The following is a 14,666-nucleotide window of genomic DNA, read 5'->3' as shown; positions in this document are numbered from 1 at the left end:
GCCGTTATATTTTATCTTTTACCCTGCCAGAATACCTGTCACAGGATACAGCGCCATTACAATTTTGCATGAGATAAGTATACCATACTTCCTTTTAAATGATAAGAAAATTTCTATAAATTATTTTCTCAAAAGTGTTGACAATCTTGAAAATTTATATTATACTTGCAAAGCAGTCGTGATTTGTGCGAGTGTCAGCGGGATCTTAGCTCAGCTGGGAGAGCATCTGCCTTACAAGCAGAGGGTCACAGGTTCGAGCCCTGTAGGTCCCACTTTTTAAAATTTAATATGGCGAGATAGCTCAGTTGGCTAGAGCACGCGGTTCATACCCGCGGTGTCGAGGGTTCGAATCCCCCTCTCGCTATTGATGAAGCAGCTTGCAGTTGAGCAAGCTGTTTTTATTTTACTTAAAGTCCCTGTCCATCCATAAAATTTTTGTTTAACAAATTTCACATTCCATAACCTTTTTCTTAATATTTATAACAATCCCTATTTAGCCTTGAAGTTGGCGGGTGAGTGTGCTATAATCAGACGAACTTGGAGAGATGTTAAAATAATGTTAATTTATTTATGATAAAAAGAAAATCGAGGTTGATTGATATGAAACATTTTCTGAAGGAACTCCTGAAGAAATACGGGCATATATGGATTCTGGGATACGGATTTATCTATCTTCCGTGGTTTATGCATCTGGAAAAAACCGTGACCTCCAATTACCATATCATGCACTCATCGCTGGATGATATGATTCCGTTTAATGAATACTTCGTCATCCCATATTTACTGTGGTTCGCCTATGTGACCGCTGCGATTGCATACCTGTTCTTCAAGAACAAAGAAGAATATTACCGGTTATGTGCATTTTTATTTACCGGCATGACGCTGTCACTCTTAATCTGCACCCTGTTCCCGAATGGAACTGACCTGCGGACCGCCGTAGACCCGGACAAGAACCTCTGTTCCCGTCTTGTCTATATGCTCCACCAGGCTGACACGAACACGAATGTATTTCCAAGCATCCACGTGTACAATTCCATCGGAACCCACATCGCGGTCATGAAGAGTGAATCTCTGAAAAAGCACAAAGTAATTCGGATTCTTTCCGGTATCCTGATGGTCGCTATCTGCATAGCAACTGTCTCGCTGAAGCAGCACTCGGTTCTGGACGTCGCAGGCGCGATTCTTTTAAGCGCAGCTATCTATCCGTTAGTATATGCGGGAAGCACGCAGGAAGAGACAGAGAACGAACCGGAATATATTCGCTAAAGGATTTCTCAAGACAAGTAAACATAAGCTGGCGCCAAAGTATGACAGGTGCCAGCTTTTTATCTGCGATAAATCCCCCCTGCCGCAGCCGTTACGAAAACTAGGTTTCTAACATTCATCACGTGGTAATCCCTTATCGAATCATATCTAATGATTGACATAGAATCAGAAAATCCGACCATCTGGAAACACTCGACTTTCCAGACGATCGGATCTTTTAATTTCACTTTTATGATAGATTTGATTTCGTTTTCTAATCCATATTATTTCAATTTTTATAATGAATTTCTAGTTAAACCCATAAAACTTCTGCGAAATCTTATAGCAGGCGATCGACACCTTCCGTCCGCCTTTTCCCGGCAGGTTTACGCCCTGTCCGAGGAAGCCCCAGCGCAGGCGCATATACAGCGTGAAATTCTGCTGTTTCAGATACTGCCACAGTTCTTTTTTCTTCTTCAGATTCTCCTCTGTCTCCGAGCGGATCGCCAGAATTGAAGTAACTGTCATCATGATCTCCAGATAGCGGACCATGTAGTGGCGCAGCTTTGGATTCTTGATCTTGGTCACATCGTAATATCCCAGCATCAGCTTCGTGACGAGTATCTGCTGATCAATACGGCTGATCATGACTTTTTCATTGACTGACTGATCGTCGCGTCCGATGAAATAGCGGTAAAAATTCACATCCAGGTAGTACATGGATTTTACGTGTGGAAGCGGCTGATATACAAAAATATTATCCACGTAGAACGTATGCTTTGGCAGTTCCAAGCCGCAGTTCCGAAGCATTTCCACACGGTAAATGACCGAATGCATCAGGATATACTGTCCCAGGCGGAAGCCTCTTGCACCGTTCCAGTCGATGAGCTGGCGTTTTGGGAGCGCCATGTTGTAGTTCATGACCTTTTTGTGTTTTGCGCCCTGTTTCTCATAAACGAAGTTGGTAATCAGCATATCCAGCGTCACATTGTCATGGACAAATTTGCGCAGCGTATCCAGAACCTCCATATATGCCTCTTCGTTGACCCAGTCATCGCTGTCCACGACCTTATAATAGACGCCCGTCGCATTGCGCAGTCCCGCATTGACGGCCTCACCGTGACCACCGTTTTCCTGATGAATCGCCCGGCAAATTCCCGGATAGTTTCTCTCATACTCATCGGCAATCTCCGCCGTATTATCTTTTGTGGAACCGTCATCCACGATCAGGATCTCCACCTCATCGCCGCCCGGCAGCAGGGATTCGATGCAGTTACGCATATATGCCGCCGAATTGTAACACGGAATCGCTACCGACAACAGTTTCATTGGTTTATTTTCTCTCAAAACTCCAGTTCCTCCATCTCTTTGTTGACCCGATCCTCACAGGAACGCATGGCGAGAATCGTCTGTTCCATCAATTTGTCTAATTCCCAGCCAAGCTGCTCTGCCCCGCGGCGGATCACATCTCTGGAACATCCAGCCGCAAATTTCTTGTCCTTAAATTTCTTCTTAAGACTTGAAAGCTCCATGTCCTTGGTGCTCTTGGACGGGCGCATCTTCGCCGCCGCCCAGATAAGCCCTGTCAGCTCATCGGCTGCAAACAACACCTTTTCCATCTCATGTTCCGGAGCCACATCCACCCGTATGCCATAGCCGTGGCTGACAACCGCATGGACTAAATCTTCCTCTGCGCCTCCGTCGCGCAGAAGCTCCGGTGCCCGCTCGCAGTGTTCTTCCGGATAAAGTTCAAAATCAATGTCATGCAGCAGTCCTGCCATGCCCCAGAATGCTTTTTCGTCCCCGTATCCCAGCTGCTCAGCATACCACTCCATGACGCCCTCCACGGTCAGTCCATGTAAAATATGAAATGGTTCTTTATTATACTTGCGAAGGAGCGCAAGCCCCTGTTCTCTGCTCAGTGATGTCTGTTTCATCCTCCGTGCCTCTCTTTCCACGTTTCCGTGTCCGGATCCTTGATTCTCAGTAATTCACACTATCTATAGTTATAACAAAATTAACCAGCAAAATAAAGCAGATTTTTGTAAAAGTATTGTGAACAAGTCGTTGCTGTTCACGCATACGTGCCCAGTAATAACAACTCAAACTCCCCATGTCTGCCACATTGACTGAAATTCTCTTTCAAAATAAGTTACGCATCGTCTTAAACACCACTCATAATCAATCTTCTCCACTGTTTCTGCCGCATAGATCGGATAAGCAGCCACCTGCTCGTCATTAATATAATAGGATGCCTGCCCGACCTCCTGTCCTTCATGAACCGGTGCTTCCAGCTCGGTCGGGTACTCATAACGGATGTCTGGCTTCTCGTCCGCGCGCAGAAGCATCAGAAACATCTGTTTTTCCGATGGCAGATTCAGTGTGAGCGCCGTCGTTCCTTTCATGCCCCGCCTCACCTCCACCTCCGGAAATGTTTTCTCCCGGTCAAATATATCATACCAGTTATATGTATCAAATGCATACTGATCGAGTTTCCGCATATCCGCCCATTTGTACGTCTTGTGCGGCGGCCACCCGCAGCCGAGAAGCGCCACCGTAAATGCTTTTCCCTCTTTTTTTAACGCCGCCACATAACAGTACCCGGCTTTCCCGGTAAATCCTGTCTTGCCCGACAGCACCTCCGCGCACTGGCTTAAAAGCGCGTTGTGGTTTGCCAGGTAAAATGAACGGTTTCCCGACTCATCCTGAATCGTCCGTGATGCCGTACGGGTAATTTCCAGAAATGTTTCGCGGCACGGCGACTGGAACGCGCAGTAGCGCATGATCCGCGCCATATCCGCCGCAGAAGCGCTGTGTTCGTTTCCATCCTCATCCGCAACGTCCAGACCGTTCGGTGTCACGAAACAAACATTCTTACATCCTATCTCCCGCGCTTTCCGGTTCATTTTCTCCGCAAATCCTTCCACACTTCCCCCGATGTGCTCCGCCACCGCCACAGCGCTGTCGTTGTGGGATTCCAGCATCAGGGAATAGAGTAGATCCGATAGGCGGTACCGCTCCCCCGCCCGCATATTGAGCTGGACATCCGGCATGGAGGCCGCTTTCTCTGATACCTCGACCCAGTCATCGGGATTTCCCTGTTCCAGCGCGAGAATGCAGGTCAGAATCTTCGTCGTGCTTGCCATCGGATAAGCGGTATCCGCATCTTTCCCCGCCAGAATACGCCCACTGTCCGCATCCATGAGAACCCAGGCGCGGGCGTGAAGGGTCTGTTGTAGAGAAGTCTCTTTCTCTCCCAGAATCTCTTTATTTTCTATGTTTTCACGAACAAAAACCGCCCCGCCGGCCGGAACCAACTGAATCATCGCCAGTATACTTCCTGCCAGCAGAACGGCTATCCATTTTCTGATTCTATCTCCCATCCGGCTGCTCCGGAATCCCTTTTCAGGAGATTATATGAGAATAAACCTGTTTTCTATGACTTTTTCTTTTTATTTTTCCAGCGGCTCATTCAGCTTCTCCGTCCCCGGCAGCGCAAACCGTCCGCCCGCGATGATCTTTACACTCGTTCCATCTGGATGAATCGCCTCGATCGTATCCAGCTCGGAGTACGGGATTGTAATGTCTGTATGGCAGCCAAAATATGCCTCCTGCGGGTTTTCTTTGCGTTTTGCTGAAATCTCATTCTCACGCGCCACCATCTCGCGTCCATCCGGGTTGAAGACCGGGCAGTCCTCCATCCAGCTGTAGCAGGTATCGCCTACCGCAAAGTGCGGTCCCATCTTCTCGGCAATCAGAATCGGGAATTTGTCGAGAATGCCGTAGCGCAGCGCTACCTCATACGCAGTTGTGTTGGTACCAATCGCAAACTCGCCCATCGGCAGCGTCTCATGGTTTTTGAGGATCATCTGTTTCACTAACGCCTTATTTTCCTCTTCCGTCTCAAAGTTTTTGCAGGTATAGGAGACAGCGATACCATTTTCAAACCGGATTTCCAGATCTTTGAACTGAAATTCCCCAATATAGACGCTGCCGACATGCAGAAGCCCGTTTGTCCCAGCAAGCTGCGGGGAGGTAAAGACTTCTCCAACCGGAATATTTACATCCGCCACACAGTTTTCGAAATTCGACTGTTTCGTCGGCCCAGCAAGCGTGTGAAGCTGTACGGTCAGATCGGTACGGTTGCCGCCGCGTCCGCTGATGTGGACTTGCGATGCCTGATCCAGTTCGTTGATCATGATCTGCTGGATGTCGCGGTACAGCTCATAGTCCAGCGTATTGATGCGGATCGTCTCCTTAAAAATCGCCTCAAACTCCGCTCCGATCTCCGGAAGCGGGAATGCAATGATTGTGAAGCTCGTCTCCGTTCCCGGAATATACGCGTCCACAATCTGCATCGCCTCATTGCTGTAGGATAACAGCAGTTTCTCCTGTTTTTCACTTAAAGAAAAGGCTGCTGCTGCATTGACCGGCTCAAATCCGGCCTCGCCGAAGGTTTCCACAACTGCCGGACCGGCATATACCGACGCCAGATCCTTGTATGTCTCATATGCCACCTTCAAAATAGACAGTTTCCGCTCACGAAAGGCCTTGTCCAGGTAAACCGCATTGTCGTAGCGGTGATCATACTCGTACTGGCGGTTCGCCGGTGTGCCATAGTAACCGTTCGTGCGCGCCGCCATCCGGTTCACCGTGCCGATGGAGGCGCGGGCAATGATCGGCTCCAGACCGAGTTCGCGGAAATTTTCCACTGCCATCCGGATCATGCGCTCAAATCCGATGTGGTAACGGATCTGCACCGTTTTCTTGCCCTCATAGCTGCGTCCGGTCGCCGCAAATCCCTTGCGGTAGCCTTCTGTGTAGGTATCTGCCATCCGGCGTACCGTCTCCTCCGGCAGCTCATTCATAAAACGTGCCGTCGCAAGCTCTGTCTCCGAGATATATTCGCCAAACCGGTACAGATAACGCAGATCATTTAAATCACTGTCCATGATGATCGATTTTCCAAAATCCAGCGACGGATCCAGCGTCTCACGCACCCGCCACGGAAGCATCCTGTCGCAATAATCACTGACAAAATAGTAGAGCGGCTCGCGAAGCTCCGTCACCTCCGGAGTACCGCCCTCAAACAGGTTGTAAACCTCAATAAACAGTTCCTCCAACACCGTCACATCCACCAGACGGCTCTCATAGGCGTAAACGATCGCGCTGCGGATCTCCGTATAGAGAAATGACAGCCACGGACCATAGTTCTCTCCCAGCTCTTTTGCCGCATAGTCCGGGTTCGCAAAGCTCTTCCCATACGCCCCTGGAAGTATATCCGCATAAAGCGTCCGGTTAAATTCTGTTGCCTCTTTCTGGCTCATCGCCGCCAGCGTCCCATCCATCTGTTTCTGGAAGGTTTCTTCTATCAGCTCGATAAACTGGACGGTGCGCTCAAAAAATGCCCGGTATGGCTCGCCAACCGTCGCTTCTTCTTTCATATGGCCGATGCGCTCCATCGCGAGCTCATGGCGCTCCGCAACCGCCTCATTTTCTTCTTTCAAAAGTTCCCAATATTTCATGTTCAGATATTTCCCTCCTTCTGCCATCGCCAAATTTCACTTTCAAACCACGCCCGCCGCAAAGGCTCTTACCGGCGTTCCATTGGTCCGGCATTCCAGGCAAGCCACGCATAAAAACCATTCATTCTTAGCCCCGGATGCCAATCAAAATCGTCACAATCCACCAGATGACCAGAAGCCCCGACAAAATCGTACCAATTTTCGCGAATATATAATTTTTTTCTTCTTCTTTAAAAGATTTCCATCCGTACATCAGCGACGCCACGGAAAATAATATGCTCGAAAAGCACATCGACAGCGCGCCGACCGGCGTATTGCCCTGGCTGCGGACACTGAATGCCATCCCTGCCACGCACAGCAGCAGACCGACTCCCGCCAGTCCCAGGCAGAGATAGCCGTGTTCTGCCATCGGCTTGCGGATATAAGAAATCCGGTTATCTGTTTGACGTCCCATGCAGACACCTCCCAATTGCACGTGTAATCCACTGGCAGAGGTAGCCAGCAATTCCACCTAACGTATTTAAAAACATATCATCCACATCAAAACTTCCCACCTTGAATACGAGCTGAATCGTCTCGATGCTCAAAGTCAGAAGGAAGCTCAGAATCAACATCAGGTACCATTTTCCAAATCTCGGACTGATGATCGGCAGGAAAAATCCAAACGGCATGAAGCACACCACGTTGCCAGCCGTATTTAACAGGAACGCTTCCGTCCCCACTATATCACGATAAATATAAAACCGTTTGATTTCCTTAAATAAAACGAGATTATAGGCATACTCCACATGCGGCGCGCGCCCGAATCCGTCCGAAAAAAACATAAAATATATAAGAAGCACCAGGTATGCGACAAAGAATATCCAGCACACCTTCTGATGCGTTTTTGTCCGTTTCCACATAATTCCCCACATAAACTGCCAGAAATGAGAAAAACCGTACACCGTCCCCGGTCATACGGTTTTTCTCTTTCGACTGGGCATATCTGCCCTGTTTCAAATCCAATTTTTAGAATGTAATATCTGATTTGCGTTTCAGTAAAAACGCACCGCTGACGATCGCCATCACACCGGCTGCCAACCCTACCGTGATGATCACGCTTCCAATCACGATATTAATCACACCGGTTCCCTGCATCGTTTTGTAGATCTTTTCCATATCGATCCGCTCCTTCTTACACTCCGTCGCATGGCATTTCCCATTTCAAGCATGCCGCTCCGTGAACCAAATCTCTATTTTGCACCGTACTGCTCATAGTATGCGTCGATCGCTGCTTTCAGTGTATCATCGATCACGACCTTGCCCTGGCACTCCTTGTTGTACAGGCACTCTACGACATCTGACATCGATACGATCGCTGCGGTTGGGAAGCCGTACAGTTCCTTGATCTCATCCAGCGCACACTTTTCTCCCTTGCCGCGCTCCATACGGTTTAAAGATACCATCAGGCCTTTGATCTCCACATCTGCCTGGGATTTGAGGATCGGGAAGGTCTCCTCGATGGATTTACCGGAAGTGGTTACATCCTCGATGATAACGACGCGGTCGCCGTCCTTTAACTTGCTTCCCAGAAGGATGCCGGTATCGCCGTGATCCTTGACCTCTTTCCGGTTGGAGCAGTAACGTACTTCTTTGCCGTACAGCTCACTGATCGCCATCGAGGTGGCAACTGCCAGCGGGATTCCCTTGTAAGCCGGTCCAAACAGGACATCGAAATCCAGACCATAGTTGTCATGAATCGCCTTTGCGTAATACTCGCCCAGACGGCGCAGCTGCGTACCGGTTACATATGCACCCGCGTTCATGAAGAACGGAGATTTACGTCCGCTCTTTAAGGTAAATTCGCCAAACTTGAGCACTTCGCTCTCTACCATGAAATTGATAAATTCCTGCTTATACTGTTCCATCATACTCTCCTATCTTACCGAACCGCACCAATCAGTTCATGTATATCTTCAATGCCATATTTTTCCATGTAGGCGTCGATGCCCTTCACGATCTCCTCCGTCGCATACGGATTATGGAAATTCGCCGTACCGACTGCCACCGCGCTTGCGCCTGCCAGAATAAATTCGATCGCATCGTCCGCATTCATGATACCGCCCATGCCGATGATCGGAAGCTTGACCGCCTGCGCCACCTGGTAAACCATGCGGACTGCCACTGGTTTCACTGCCGGACCGGACAGACCGCCGGTACGGTTGGCTACCGCAAAGGTTCTCCGGTTAATATCGATCTTCATGCCAGTCAGTGTGTTGATCAGGGACAGCACATCCGCACCGCCTGCCTCGGCTGCCTTCGCCATCTCCGTGATGTCGGTAACATTCGGGCTGAGCTTCATGATAATCGGCTGTTTCGCATGGCGTTTTACCTCGCGGGTGATCGCCTCCACTGCTTTCGGATCCTGTCCAAATGCGATGCCGCCCTCCTTGACGTTCGGGCAGGAAATGTTGATCTCCAGCATATCGACCGGTTGGCTCGCCAGTTTTTCCACTACATCGACGTAATCTTCCGTCGTTTTTCCACATACATTGACGATAATCTTCGTATCATACTGACGTAAAAACGGGATATCCCTCGATGCAAATAAATCATACCCCGGATTCTGTAAGCCGATCGCGTTGATCATGCCGCCGTACACCTCCGCAATACGCGGGGTCGGATTGCCTGGCCACGGCACATTTGCCACACCCTTGGTCACAACCGCGCCGAGCTTGTTCAAATCGACCATCTCGCCGTACTCTGCCCCTGAACCAAAGGTTCCGGATGCCGTCATGACCGGGTTTTTAAGCTCTACACCCGCAAGATTGACTGCCATCTGTCTCATAATTCTACCTCCTCGGCTAAAAATACGGGACCATCCTTGCAGATCCGCTTGTTGTGTACATTGCTGTGGTGGTCTACATCCTTCGACTGGCAGACACATGCCAGACAGGCGCCGATTCCACATGCCATCTTCTCCTCCAGGGAAATATAGCACTTGATTCCCTTTTCTGCCGCATACTCCTTGATGGCGCGCAGCATCGGGGTCGGTCCGCAGGCGTAGATCACATCCGCCGTCAGGTTCTGCTCCCGGATCGCGTCCAGGACATTGCCCTTCGTGCCGACGCTTCCGTCCTCGGTTGCCACAAAGACTTCTCCATATGCCTCAAATTCATCCCGGAGGAAGAGATTTTCATCCCGGTATCCTAAAATGATCTGTTTTTCGCAGTTTAACTGTTTCGCCATCTCAAGCATCGGCGGAACACCGATACCGCCGCCGATCAGAAATACATTTTCGCCCTCCTGCGGGAAACCATTTCCCAGAGGTCCCATGATGTCGATCGGGTCTCCGGAAACATATTTGGAAAATTCATCCGTTCCTTTACCGGCAATCCGGTATACGATCCGCAGGCGTCCTTCATCCGGATCTGCCTCGCAGATACTGATCGGGCGCGGAAGAAGTCTGGAACCGTCCTGGCTGTAGACCGAGATAAACTGCCCCGGTCTTGCCTCGTCCGCTATGTCCGTCACGATCCACATACTGAAAATGCCAGGTGCCAGTTCTTCCTGACTATATACAACTGCTGTCTCTTTCTTCTGTGCCATGAGCTCCTCCTTACAGTACGCGTCCAATGTCCGCAATCATATCAATGACAGCCTGTCTCGATGCGTCCGCAAAATGCTCCGGACCGAATTTGGCGTATGCGTCTTTCTTGTATGCTGCGATGATACCGCGGGAAGAATTGACGATCGCGCCCAGTCCATCCTCGTTGAAGCAGTATTTTAAGTCTTCTGCCGTACCGCCCTGTGCGCCATAACCCGGAACCAGAAAGTAAGTCTTCGGCATCAGCTTACGCAGAATCTTGCTCATCTCCGGGTAAGTTGCGCCCACAACTGCGCCTACATTACTGTAGTCGCCATCCATGGAAGCCTCCCCCCACTCAACGACCTTCTCCGCTACCAGCTCATAAAGCGGGCGGCCGTCCACCAGACGATCCTGGAACTCGCCACTGGATGGGTTAGAAGTCTTTACCAGTACAAAGATACCGCGGTCGGATGCGTTGCACTCGTCCACAAATGGTTTCACGCCGTCGGTTCCCAGATACGGATTGACCGTCACATACTCGGTATTGAACGCGGAACAGGTCGTATTTCCAACCTTCACGCTGCCGAGATGACCAGTTGCGTAGGCAGCCGATGTGGAACCGATGTCGCCGCGCTTGATGTCTCCGATGACAATTAAGCCCTTCTGCTGGCAGTATTTGACAGTCCGGTCATACGCTTTCAGGCCTTCGATGCCAAACTGCTCATACATCGCAATCTGCGGTTTGACCGCCGGAATCAGATCAGCCGTCGCATCCACGATCGCACAGTTAAACTGCCAGATCGCCTCTGCCGCTCCTTCCAGGGTCTCTCCGAACTCCGCAAATGCTTTTTCCTTCACGTGCTCCGGAATATATCCAAGCATCGGATCCAGTCCTACACAGATCGGTGCCTTTGTCTTCTGAATCTTCTCAATCAATTTACTAACCATCACGTTCTCCTCCAGAGTATCTCTCATAAATAATCAACTTATTTTATCATAAGTGGAGGGCGCTTTCAAGGGCACGGAGCAAGGAAAAAAGGGTTTTTGCTTATGCCCTTTTGATTGCCCCGAAAGAAGCGCGCCAGCTGTCACGGCATCGGACGGCTGGCGCGCTTCTTTCTTGAGTGTATCGTTTCTTTGAATAATTGGTTTTAAAATTGCAAAATTAGTTTTTCTTGCTCAAATATAAACTATTTCAACATTTAATACAATGAATCAATGCATCTAATGCAGCGTCAACGTCGCCACATAATCTCCATTTTTGTAACTTTTAGCCGCAAAATGTTCCTCCGTCTCCGTCTGAAGTTCCATCCAGAGTTCTTCGGCGGCGAGCATAATGTGGGAGAGCATGATGCCGATGCTGAATTCGCGCATCGCATGGAAGCTCTTGCCCGGAAAGCGGGTTTTTAGGGCGAACACATAGATTCGGTCGGAATAGACGATGAAGCGCCACGGCTGGGTGTTCATCGCGGACGGTGCGAGACGCGCCGCACGGAGAATCGTCTTCATCTGCTCTCCGGCTTCTTCCTTGAAAATACAGAGTTCATTGAGCGGGAGGCGCTTTGCCAGCGGGCTTTCACGGTAGAGCTTGCCCTCCGGGTAGCCGAATGCGACCATCATCAGGCAGCGTTTGCCGCCGCGCACCTTCTGCGCCGGCTGCACGCTGCCCAAATAGCAGGTTCCAAGCCCTTTTGCCGTCATATAGAGCACCATCTGCTCCATCAGATAACCGGCATTGCGCTCGCAGCCTTCCTCCTGGTCCGAATAAATCGCCAGATAGTAGGGAGCATCCACCTTCCAGAGTCCGTGGACATCGGCTTTTTTCTTTGTATTGTCGAATATCACTGCCTCAACCCGGATCCGGTCATTTAACCGGGAGGTCTTATCAAAATAGGACAATATCTGCCCACGCAGCTTCTCCGTGACCTCCCGATCGGTGTATTTTCGAACTGAATGGCGACATCCTATCGCCTCATACAAATTCATCATACCTGCTCCCCTCCTATCTTTTTGCTGCCGTTATCATGCGCATGACCCGCAGTATCTTTTTCTCTGCCTCTCTATGTGCATTCCAATTTCTATACAAATTCTGACCGTTTCAGCACCACCTTTAAATCAGTCCCGACATCAGTGGTACTACCACTACGGTCAAAAGACCGGCGACCGCAATTGACAAGCTGCTCATCGCACCCTCGATCTCGCCTAATTCCAGCGCCTTTGCCGTTCCAATCGCATGGGCTGCTGTTCCAAGTGCCAGACCCTTCGCGATTGGCTCTTCAATTTTAAATATCTGAAACAGCCAGTCGGCTATAATATTTCCCAAAATTCCTGTAATTATAATGCTGATAACCGTCAGCGTCACGATACCTCCCGCTTCCTCGCTGACGCCCATGCCAATCGCCGTCGTAATGGACTTCGGAAGCAATGTCACATAGTGCGTATGCTCCAGTTGAAAGAAACGGCACATCACATAGATACTGCCGACACTTCCCGCTACCCCTGCCACAATTGCAGAAGCAACCGCAATCAGGTGCTGGCGCAAAAGCTCCAGCTGCTTATACAGCGGAATCGCCAGACAGACCGTTGCCGGTGTCAAGAAATAGCCCAGATACACCGCACCGCGGTTATACTCCTTATATTCTATATGAAAAACAGATAAAAATGCAATCACAACTATAATTGCAACCAGCAGCGGATTTAAAATCGCCCAGCCGGTCTTCTTTTTCAGCCAGACGCCCAACATATACGCGCCAACACTGACCAGCATTCCAAAATAAAGAGAAGAATGAATCAGTCCATTCATGCTTTCGCACCTCCTTTATTCTTTCTGCGGATGATGCTCTGCGCCACGCACCCGGTCGCAACCATAACAAATACCGTCGAAATCACGGTAATCACTGTCAGCGGCACCAGGATGGACTCCGCCTCCTGCACGCTGTCAAGCAGACCTACACCTGCCGGTATAAACATAATCGGCATCGTATCCAGGAAGAAATCTCCCACTTCCGCCACATCTTCTGTATGTAATGCACCTGTGCAAAGCAGAAGCAGAAGAATGAACAATCCGTATACGCCGGACGGAACCGGAAACGGAAGCAGATAGTTCAAAAACTCTCCCAGCATTGTGATGCCAAAAATAATTGTCACTTCTTTCAAGTACTTCATGATGTCTTCACCTTTCGTATTTAATGCCTCTATTCTATCACTCCCAAATTTATAGGACAATATGAAAATTAGCATAAATTCTGTCAATTTCCTTGAATTTTTTGCGTCTTTTTTATACGATACAGGTAAGCTTTTCCGATTCGTAAAATCCAGACATTTTCGATCCAAAAAACGTGAAGTTTTTATCCGCAAATACGTTTATCTTTATGAAAGACTTATCTTCTCAGCTGCTTTTGTAGCTGGTACACTTTGTATTGCAAGAAAGAAAGGATTAGAAGTTATGAATTTAATTCAGACAAACTCTCTCTCTGCCAGACAGGCAGAACAGATCCTGGCACTGTTGAATGAATGCCAGAAGACGCAGCCGATCCACATTTCTTTTCCATTTGAAGACGGAAATTGTTTCCTGCTTCTTCTGGATGAATCAGAGACACTTGCAGCCATCATGGGAATGATCCTTCCACCGGATGGCTCTTCGGACGAGGAACCCGTCGAATGCATCGCCTTCACCCGCCCTTCCCTGCGCCGACGCGGATATTTTGCCGCACTCTTAGAAAAAGCCTGCGACATCTCCGGTGAGCACGATATTCTATTTCCGGTTGACCCGGAATCTGCTGATACGGCTGCCACGATGAAAGCCATTCACGCTGACCGCGTTGATCAGGAATATCAGATGAAATGGGACTTTGACCCGGCGGCCGAACGCTTTGACTCTCCCATGGTTGAAAAACGCCCGCTTACCTTTACCTGCACTTCTGCACCGGAAGGTGACGTCAACGAAAGTGTTGATCCCGACAGTTGCTGGGACTGCTTCCACAGCGCCGATGATCCAGATCCGGCCGTTACAATTCTGACCTATGAATTTTTAGAGACTCCGCCGGATCCGATGTGCTCTCCGGCTGCCGTGTGCATGGCGCGTATGCAGCCCGTCTCGGACGTTCCCGGCACATTTCATGCCTGTTTCTACGGTTTCCGGGTCCATGACCTCTGCCGCGGACTAGGAATCGGTGAAGCTGCTTTCTGTCTGGTCTTAAACGATCTGATCGCGCGCGGCTGCACCCGAATTGTTCTTCACGTCAGCAGTGACAATTATCCGGCACTCTCGATCTATAAAAAAGCAGGGTTCCGAATTACCGAAACCCTGTCCTATTTTATGTATTAAA

At 49.5% G+C, this 14,666-nt stretch carries 16 protein-coding genes and 2 tRNA genes; 4 read left to right on the top strand and 14 right to left on the bottom strand.

All coding sequences use genetic code 11. The annotated features are described in order from the left end of the window. Window positions 1-199: 199 nt before the first annotated feature. The 3 genes from DW931_RS08660 (at window position 200) to DW931_RS08650 (ending at window position 1,266) form a co-directional block, all read left to right on the top strand. Window positions 200-272: transfer RNA gene (locus DW931_RS08660), tRNA-Val, on the top strand. A gap of 18 nt (window positions 273-290) precedes the next feature. Then, window positions 291-364: transfer RNA gene (locus DW931_RS08655), tRNA-Met, on the top strand. 236 nt (window positions 365-600) lie between these two features. After that, window positions 601-1,266 (top strand): phosphatase PAP2 family protein, encoded by a 666-nt coding sequence (locus DW931_RS08650; RefSeq protein ID WP_118468328.1) that lies wholly within the window; start codon window positions 601-603, stop codon window positions 1,264-1,266. Between the two features lie 288 nt (window positions 1,267-1,554). On the opposite strand, the gene DW931_RS08645 is transcribed toward DW931_RS08650, so the two are convergent. From DW931_RS08645 to DW931_RS08585, 14 genes are all read right to left on the bottom strand, one after another. Next, the gene (locus DW931_RS08645) at window positions 1,555-2,574 is read right to left on the bottom strand and encodes a glycosyltransferase family 2 protein (RefSeq protein ID WP_107000480.1); all 1,020 of its coding nucleotides are present in this window, start codon (window positions 2,572-2,574) and stop codon (window positions 1,555-1,557) included. Between the two features lie 14 nt (window positions 2,575-2,588). After that, the gene (locus tag DW931_RS08640; protein ID WP_118468127.1) at window positions 2,589-3,182 is read right to left on the bottom strand and encodes a hydrolase; all 594 of its coding nucleotides are present in this window, start codon (window positions 3,180-3,182) and stop codon (window positions 2,589-2,591) included. Window positions 3,183-3,347: 165 nt separating this feature from the next. Next, complete coding sequence (locus tag DW931_RS08635) at window positions 3,348-4,628, bottom strand: D-alanyl-D-alanine carboxypeptidase family protein (protein WP_118468129.1); 1,281 nt, start codon at window positions 4,626-4,628, stop codon at window positions 3,348-3,350. A gap of 69 nt (window positions 4,629-4,697) precedes the next feature. Next, the gene (locus DW931_RS08630; protein WP_118468131.1) at window positions 4,698-6,770 is read right to left on the bottom strand and encodes an aminopeptidase; all 2,073 of its coding nucleotides are present in this window, start codon (window positions 6,768-6,770) and stop codon (window positions 4,698-4,700) included. Window positions 6,771-6,897: 127 nt separating this feature from the next. Further along, the gene (locus tag DW931_RS08625) at window positions 6,898-7,224 is read right to left on the bottom strand and encodes a hypothetical protein (RefSeq protein WP_107000483.1); all 327 of its coding nucleotides are present in this window, start codon (window positions 7,222-7,224) and stop codon (window positions 6,898-6,900) included. After that, window positions 7,205-7,684 (bottom strand): VanZ family protein, encoded by a 480-nt coding sequence (locus DW931_RS08620; protein ID WP_022359366.1) that lies wholly within the window; start codon window positions 7,682-7,684, stop codon window positions 7,205-7,207. The genes DW931_RS08625 and DW931_RS08620 overlap by 20 nt, the downstream gene beginning before the upstream one ends. Before the next feature lie 94 nt (window positions 7,685-7,778). Continuing rightward, complete coding sequence (locus DW931_RS15930; protein WP_022359365.1) at window positions 7,779-7,928, bottom strand: hypothetical protein; 150 nt, start codon at window positions 7,926-7,928, stop codon at window positions 7,779-7,781. 74 nt (window positions 7,929-8,002) lie between these two features. Next, window positions 8,003-8,677 carry an orotate phosphoribosyltransferase gene (gene pyrE, locus DW931_RS08615; RefSeq protein WP_107000484.1) on the bottom strand — a complete coding sequence of 225 codons (675 nt, stop codon included), beginning with the start codon at window positions 8,675-8,677 and terminating at the stop codon, window positions 8,003-8,005. A 14-nt stretch (window positions 8,678-8,691) separates the two neighbouring features. Next, window positions 8,692-9,597, bottom strand: a complete 906-nt coding sequence (locus tag DW931_RS08610; protein WP_022359363.1) for a dihydroorotate dehydrogenase — start codon at window positions 9,595-9,597, stop codon at window positions 8,692-8,694. Beyond that, complete coding sequence (locus DW931_RS08605) at window positions 9,594-10,358, bottom strand: dihydroorotate dehydrogenase electron transfer subunit (RefSeq protein WP_107000486.1); 765 nt, start codon at window positions 10,356-10,358, stop codon at window positions 9,594-9,596. The genes DW931_RS08610 and DW931_RS08605 overlap by 4 nt, the downstream gene beginning before the upstream one ends. 10 nt (window positions 10,359-10,368) lie before the next feature. Continuing rightward, on the bottom strand, window positions 10,369-11,286 hold the full coding sequence (pyrF, locus tag DW931_RS08600) for an orotidine-5'-phosphate decarboxylase (protein WP_022359361.1): 918 nt from the start codon (window positions 11,284-11,286) through the stop codon (window positions 10,369-10,371). 276 nt (window positions 11,287-11,562) lie between these two features. Continuing rightward, window positions 11,563-12,327 (bottom strand): nitroreductase family protein, encoded by a 765-nt coding sequence (locus tag DW931_RS08595; RefSeq protein ID WP_333489839.1) that lies wholly within the window; start codon window positions 12,325-12,327, stop codon window positions 11,563-11,565. 121 nt (window positions 12,328-12,448) lie between these two features. Further along, complete coding sequence (locus DW931_RS08590; protein WP_107000487.1) at window positions 12,449-13,141, bottom strand: LrgB family protein; 693 nt, start codon at window positions 13,139-13,141, stop codon at window positions 12,449-12,451. Beyond that, complete coding sequence (locus tag DW931_RS08585) at window positions 13,138-13,503, bottom strand: CidA/LrgA family protein (RefSeq protein WP_107000488.1); 366 nt, start codon at window positions 13,501-13,503, stop codon at window positions 13,138-13,140. Before DW931_RS08585 ends, DW931_RS08590 begins: the two co-directional genes overlap by 4 nt. A 280-nt stretch (window positions 13,504-13,783) precedes the next feature. Between DW931_RS08585 and DW931_RS08580 the strand changes: the two genes are divergently transcribed. After that, on the top strand, window positions 13,784-14,665 hold the full coding sequence (locus tag DW931_RS08580; RefSeq protein ID WP_181357181.1) for a GNAT family N-acetyltransferase: 882 nt from the start codon (window positions 13,784-13,786) through the stop codon (window positions 14,663-14,665). The last annotated feature ends 1 nt before the right edge of the window (window position 14,666 follow it).

This window comes from Clostridium sp. AM43-3BH (assembly GCF_003479985.1).
In the GTDB taxonomy this organism is placed as follows: domain Bacteria; phylum Bacillota; class Clostridia; order Lachnospirales; family Lachnospiraceae; genus Otoolea; species Otoolea fessa.
This window is presented reverse-complemented; position numbering and strand designations above follow the sequence as displayed.

Bases quoted from the DNA above. Each gene is read 5' to 3' on its own strand.
- DW931_RS08590 (WP_107000487.1), bottom strand. From the start codon at position 13,141: ATGAATGGACTGATTCATTCTTCTCTTTATTTTGGAATGCTGGTCAGT.
- DW931_RS08640 (WP_118468127.1), bottom strand. From the start codon at position 3,182: ATGAAACAGACATCACTGAGCAGAGAACAGGGGCTTGCGCTCCTTCGC.
- DW931_RS08580 (WP_181357181.1), top strand. From the start codon at position 13,784: ATGAATTTAATTCAGACAAACTCTCTCTCTGCCAGACAGGCAGAACAG.
- DW931_RS08630 (WP_118468131.1), bottom strand. From the start codon at position 6,770: ATGAAATATTGGGAACTTTTGAAAGAAGAAAATGAGGCGGTTGCGGAG.
- DW931_RS08595 (WP_333489839.1), bottom strand. From the start codon at position 12,327: ATGATGAATTTGTATGAGGCGATAGGATGTCGCCATTCAGTTCGAAAA.
- DW931_RS15930 (WP_022359365.1), bottom strand. From the start codon at position 7,928: ATGGAAAAGATCTACAAAACGATGCAGGGAACCGGTGTGATTAATATC.
- DW931_RS08620 (WP_022359366.1), bottom strand. From the start codon at position 7,684: ATGTGGGGAATTATGTGGAAACGGACAAAAACGCATCAGAAGGTGTGC.
- DW931_RS08635 (WP_118468129.1), bottom strand. From the start codon at position 4,628: ATGGGAGATAGAATCAGAAAATGGATAGCCGTTCTGCTGGCAGGAAGT.
- DW931_RS08605 (WP_107000486.1), bottom strand. From the start codon at position 10,358: ATGGCACAGAAGAAAGAGACAGCAGTTGTATATAGTCAGGAAGAACTG.
- pyrF (WP_022359361.1), bottom strand. From the start codon at position 11,286: ATGGTTAGTAAATTGATTGAGAAGATTCAGAAGACAAAGGCACCGATC.
- DW931_RS08585 (WP_107000488.1), bottom strand. From the start codon at position 13,503: ATGAAGTACTTGAAAGAAGTGACAATTATTTTTGGCATCACAATGCTG.
- DW931_RS08610 (WP_022359363.1), bottom strand. From the start codon at position 9,597: ATGAGACAGATGGCAGTCAATCTTGCGGGTGTAGAGCTTAAAAACCCG.
- DW931_RS08645 (WP_107000480.1), bottom strand. From the start codon at position 2,574: ATGAAACTGTTGTCGGTAGCGATTCCGTGTTACAATTCGGCGGCATAT.
- DW931_RS08625 (WP_107000483.1), bottom strand. From the start codon at position 7,224: ATGGGACGTCAAACAGATAACCGGATTTCTTATATCCGCAAGCCGATG.
- DW931_RS08650 (WP_118468328.1), top strand. From the start codon at position 601: ATGAAACATTTTCTGAAGGAACTCCTGAAGAAATACGGGCATATATGG.
- pyrE (WP_107000484.1), bottom strand. From the start codon at position 8,677: ATGGAACAGTATAAGCAGGAATTTATCAATTTCATGGTAGAGAGCGAA.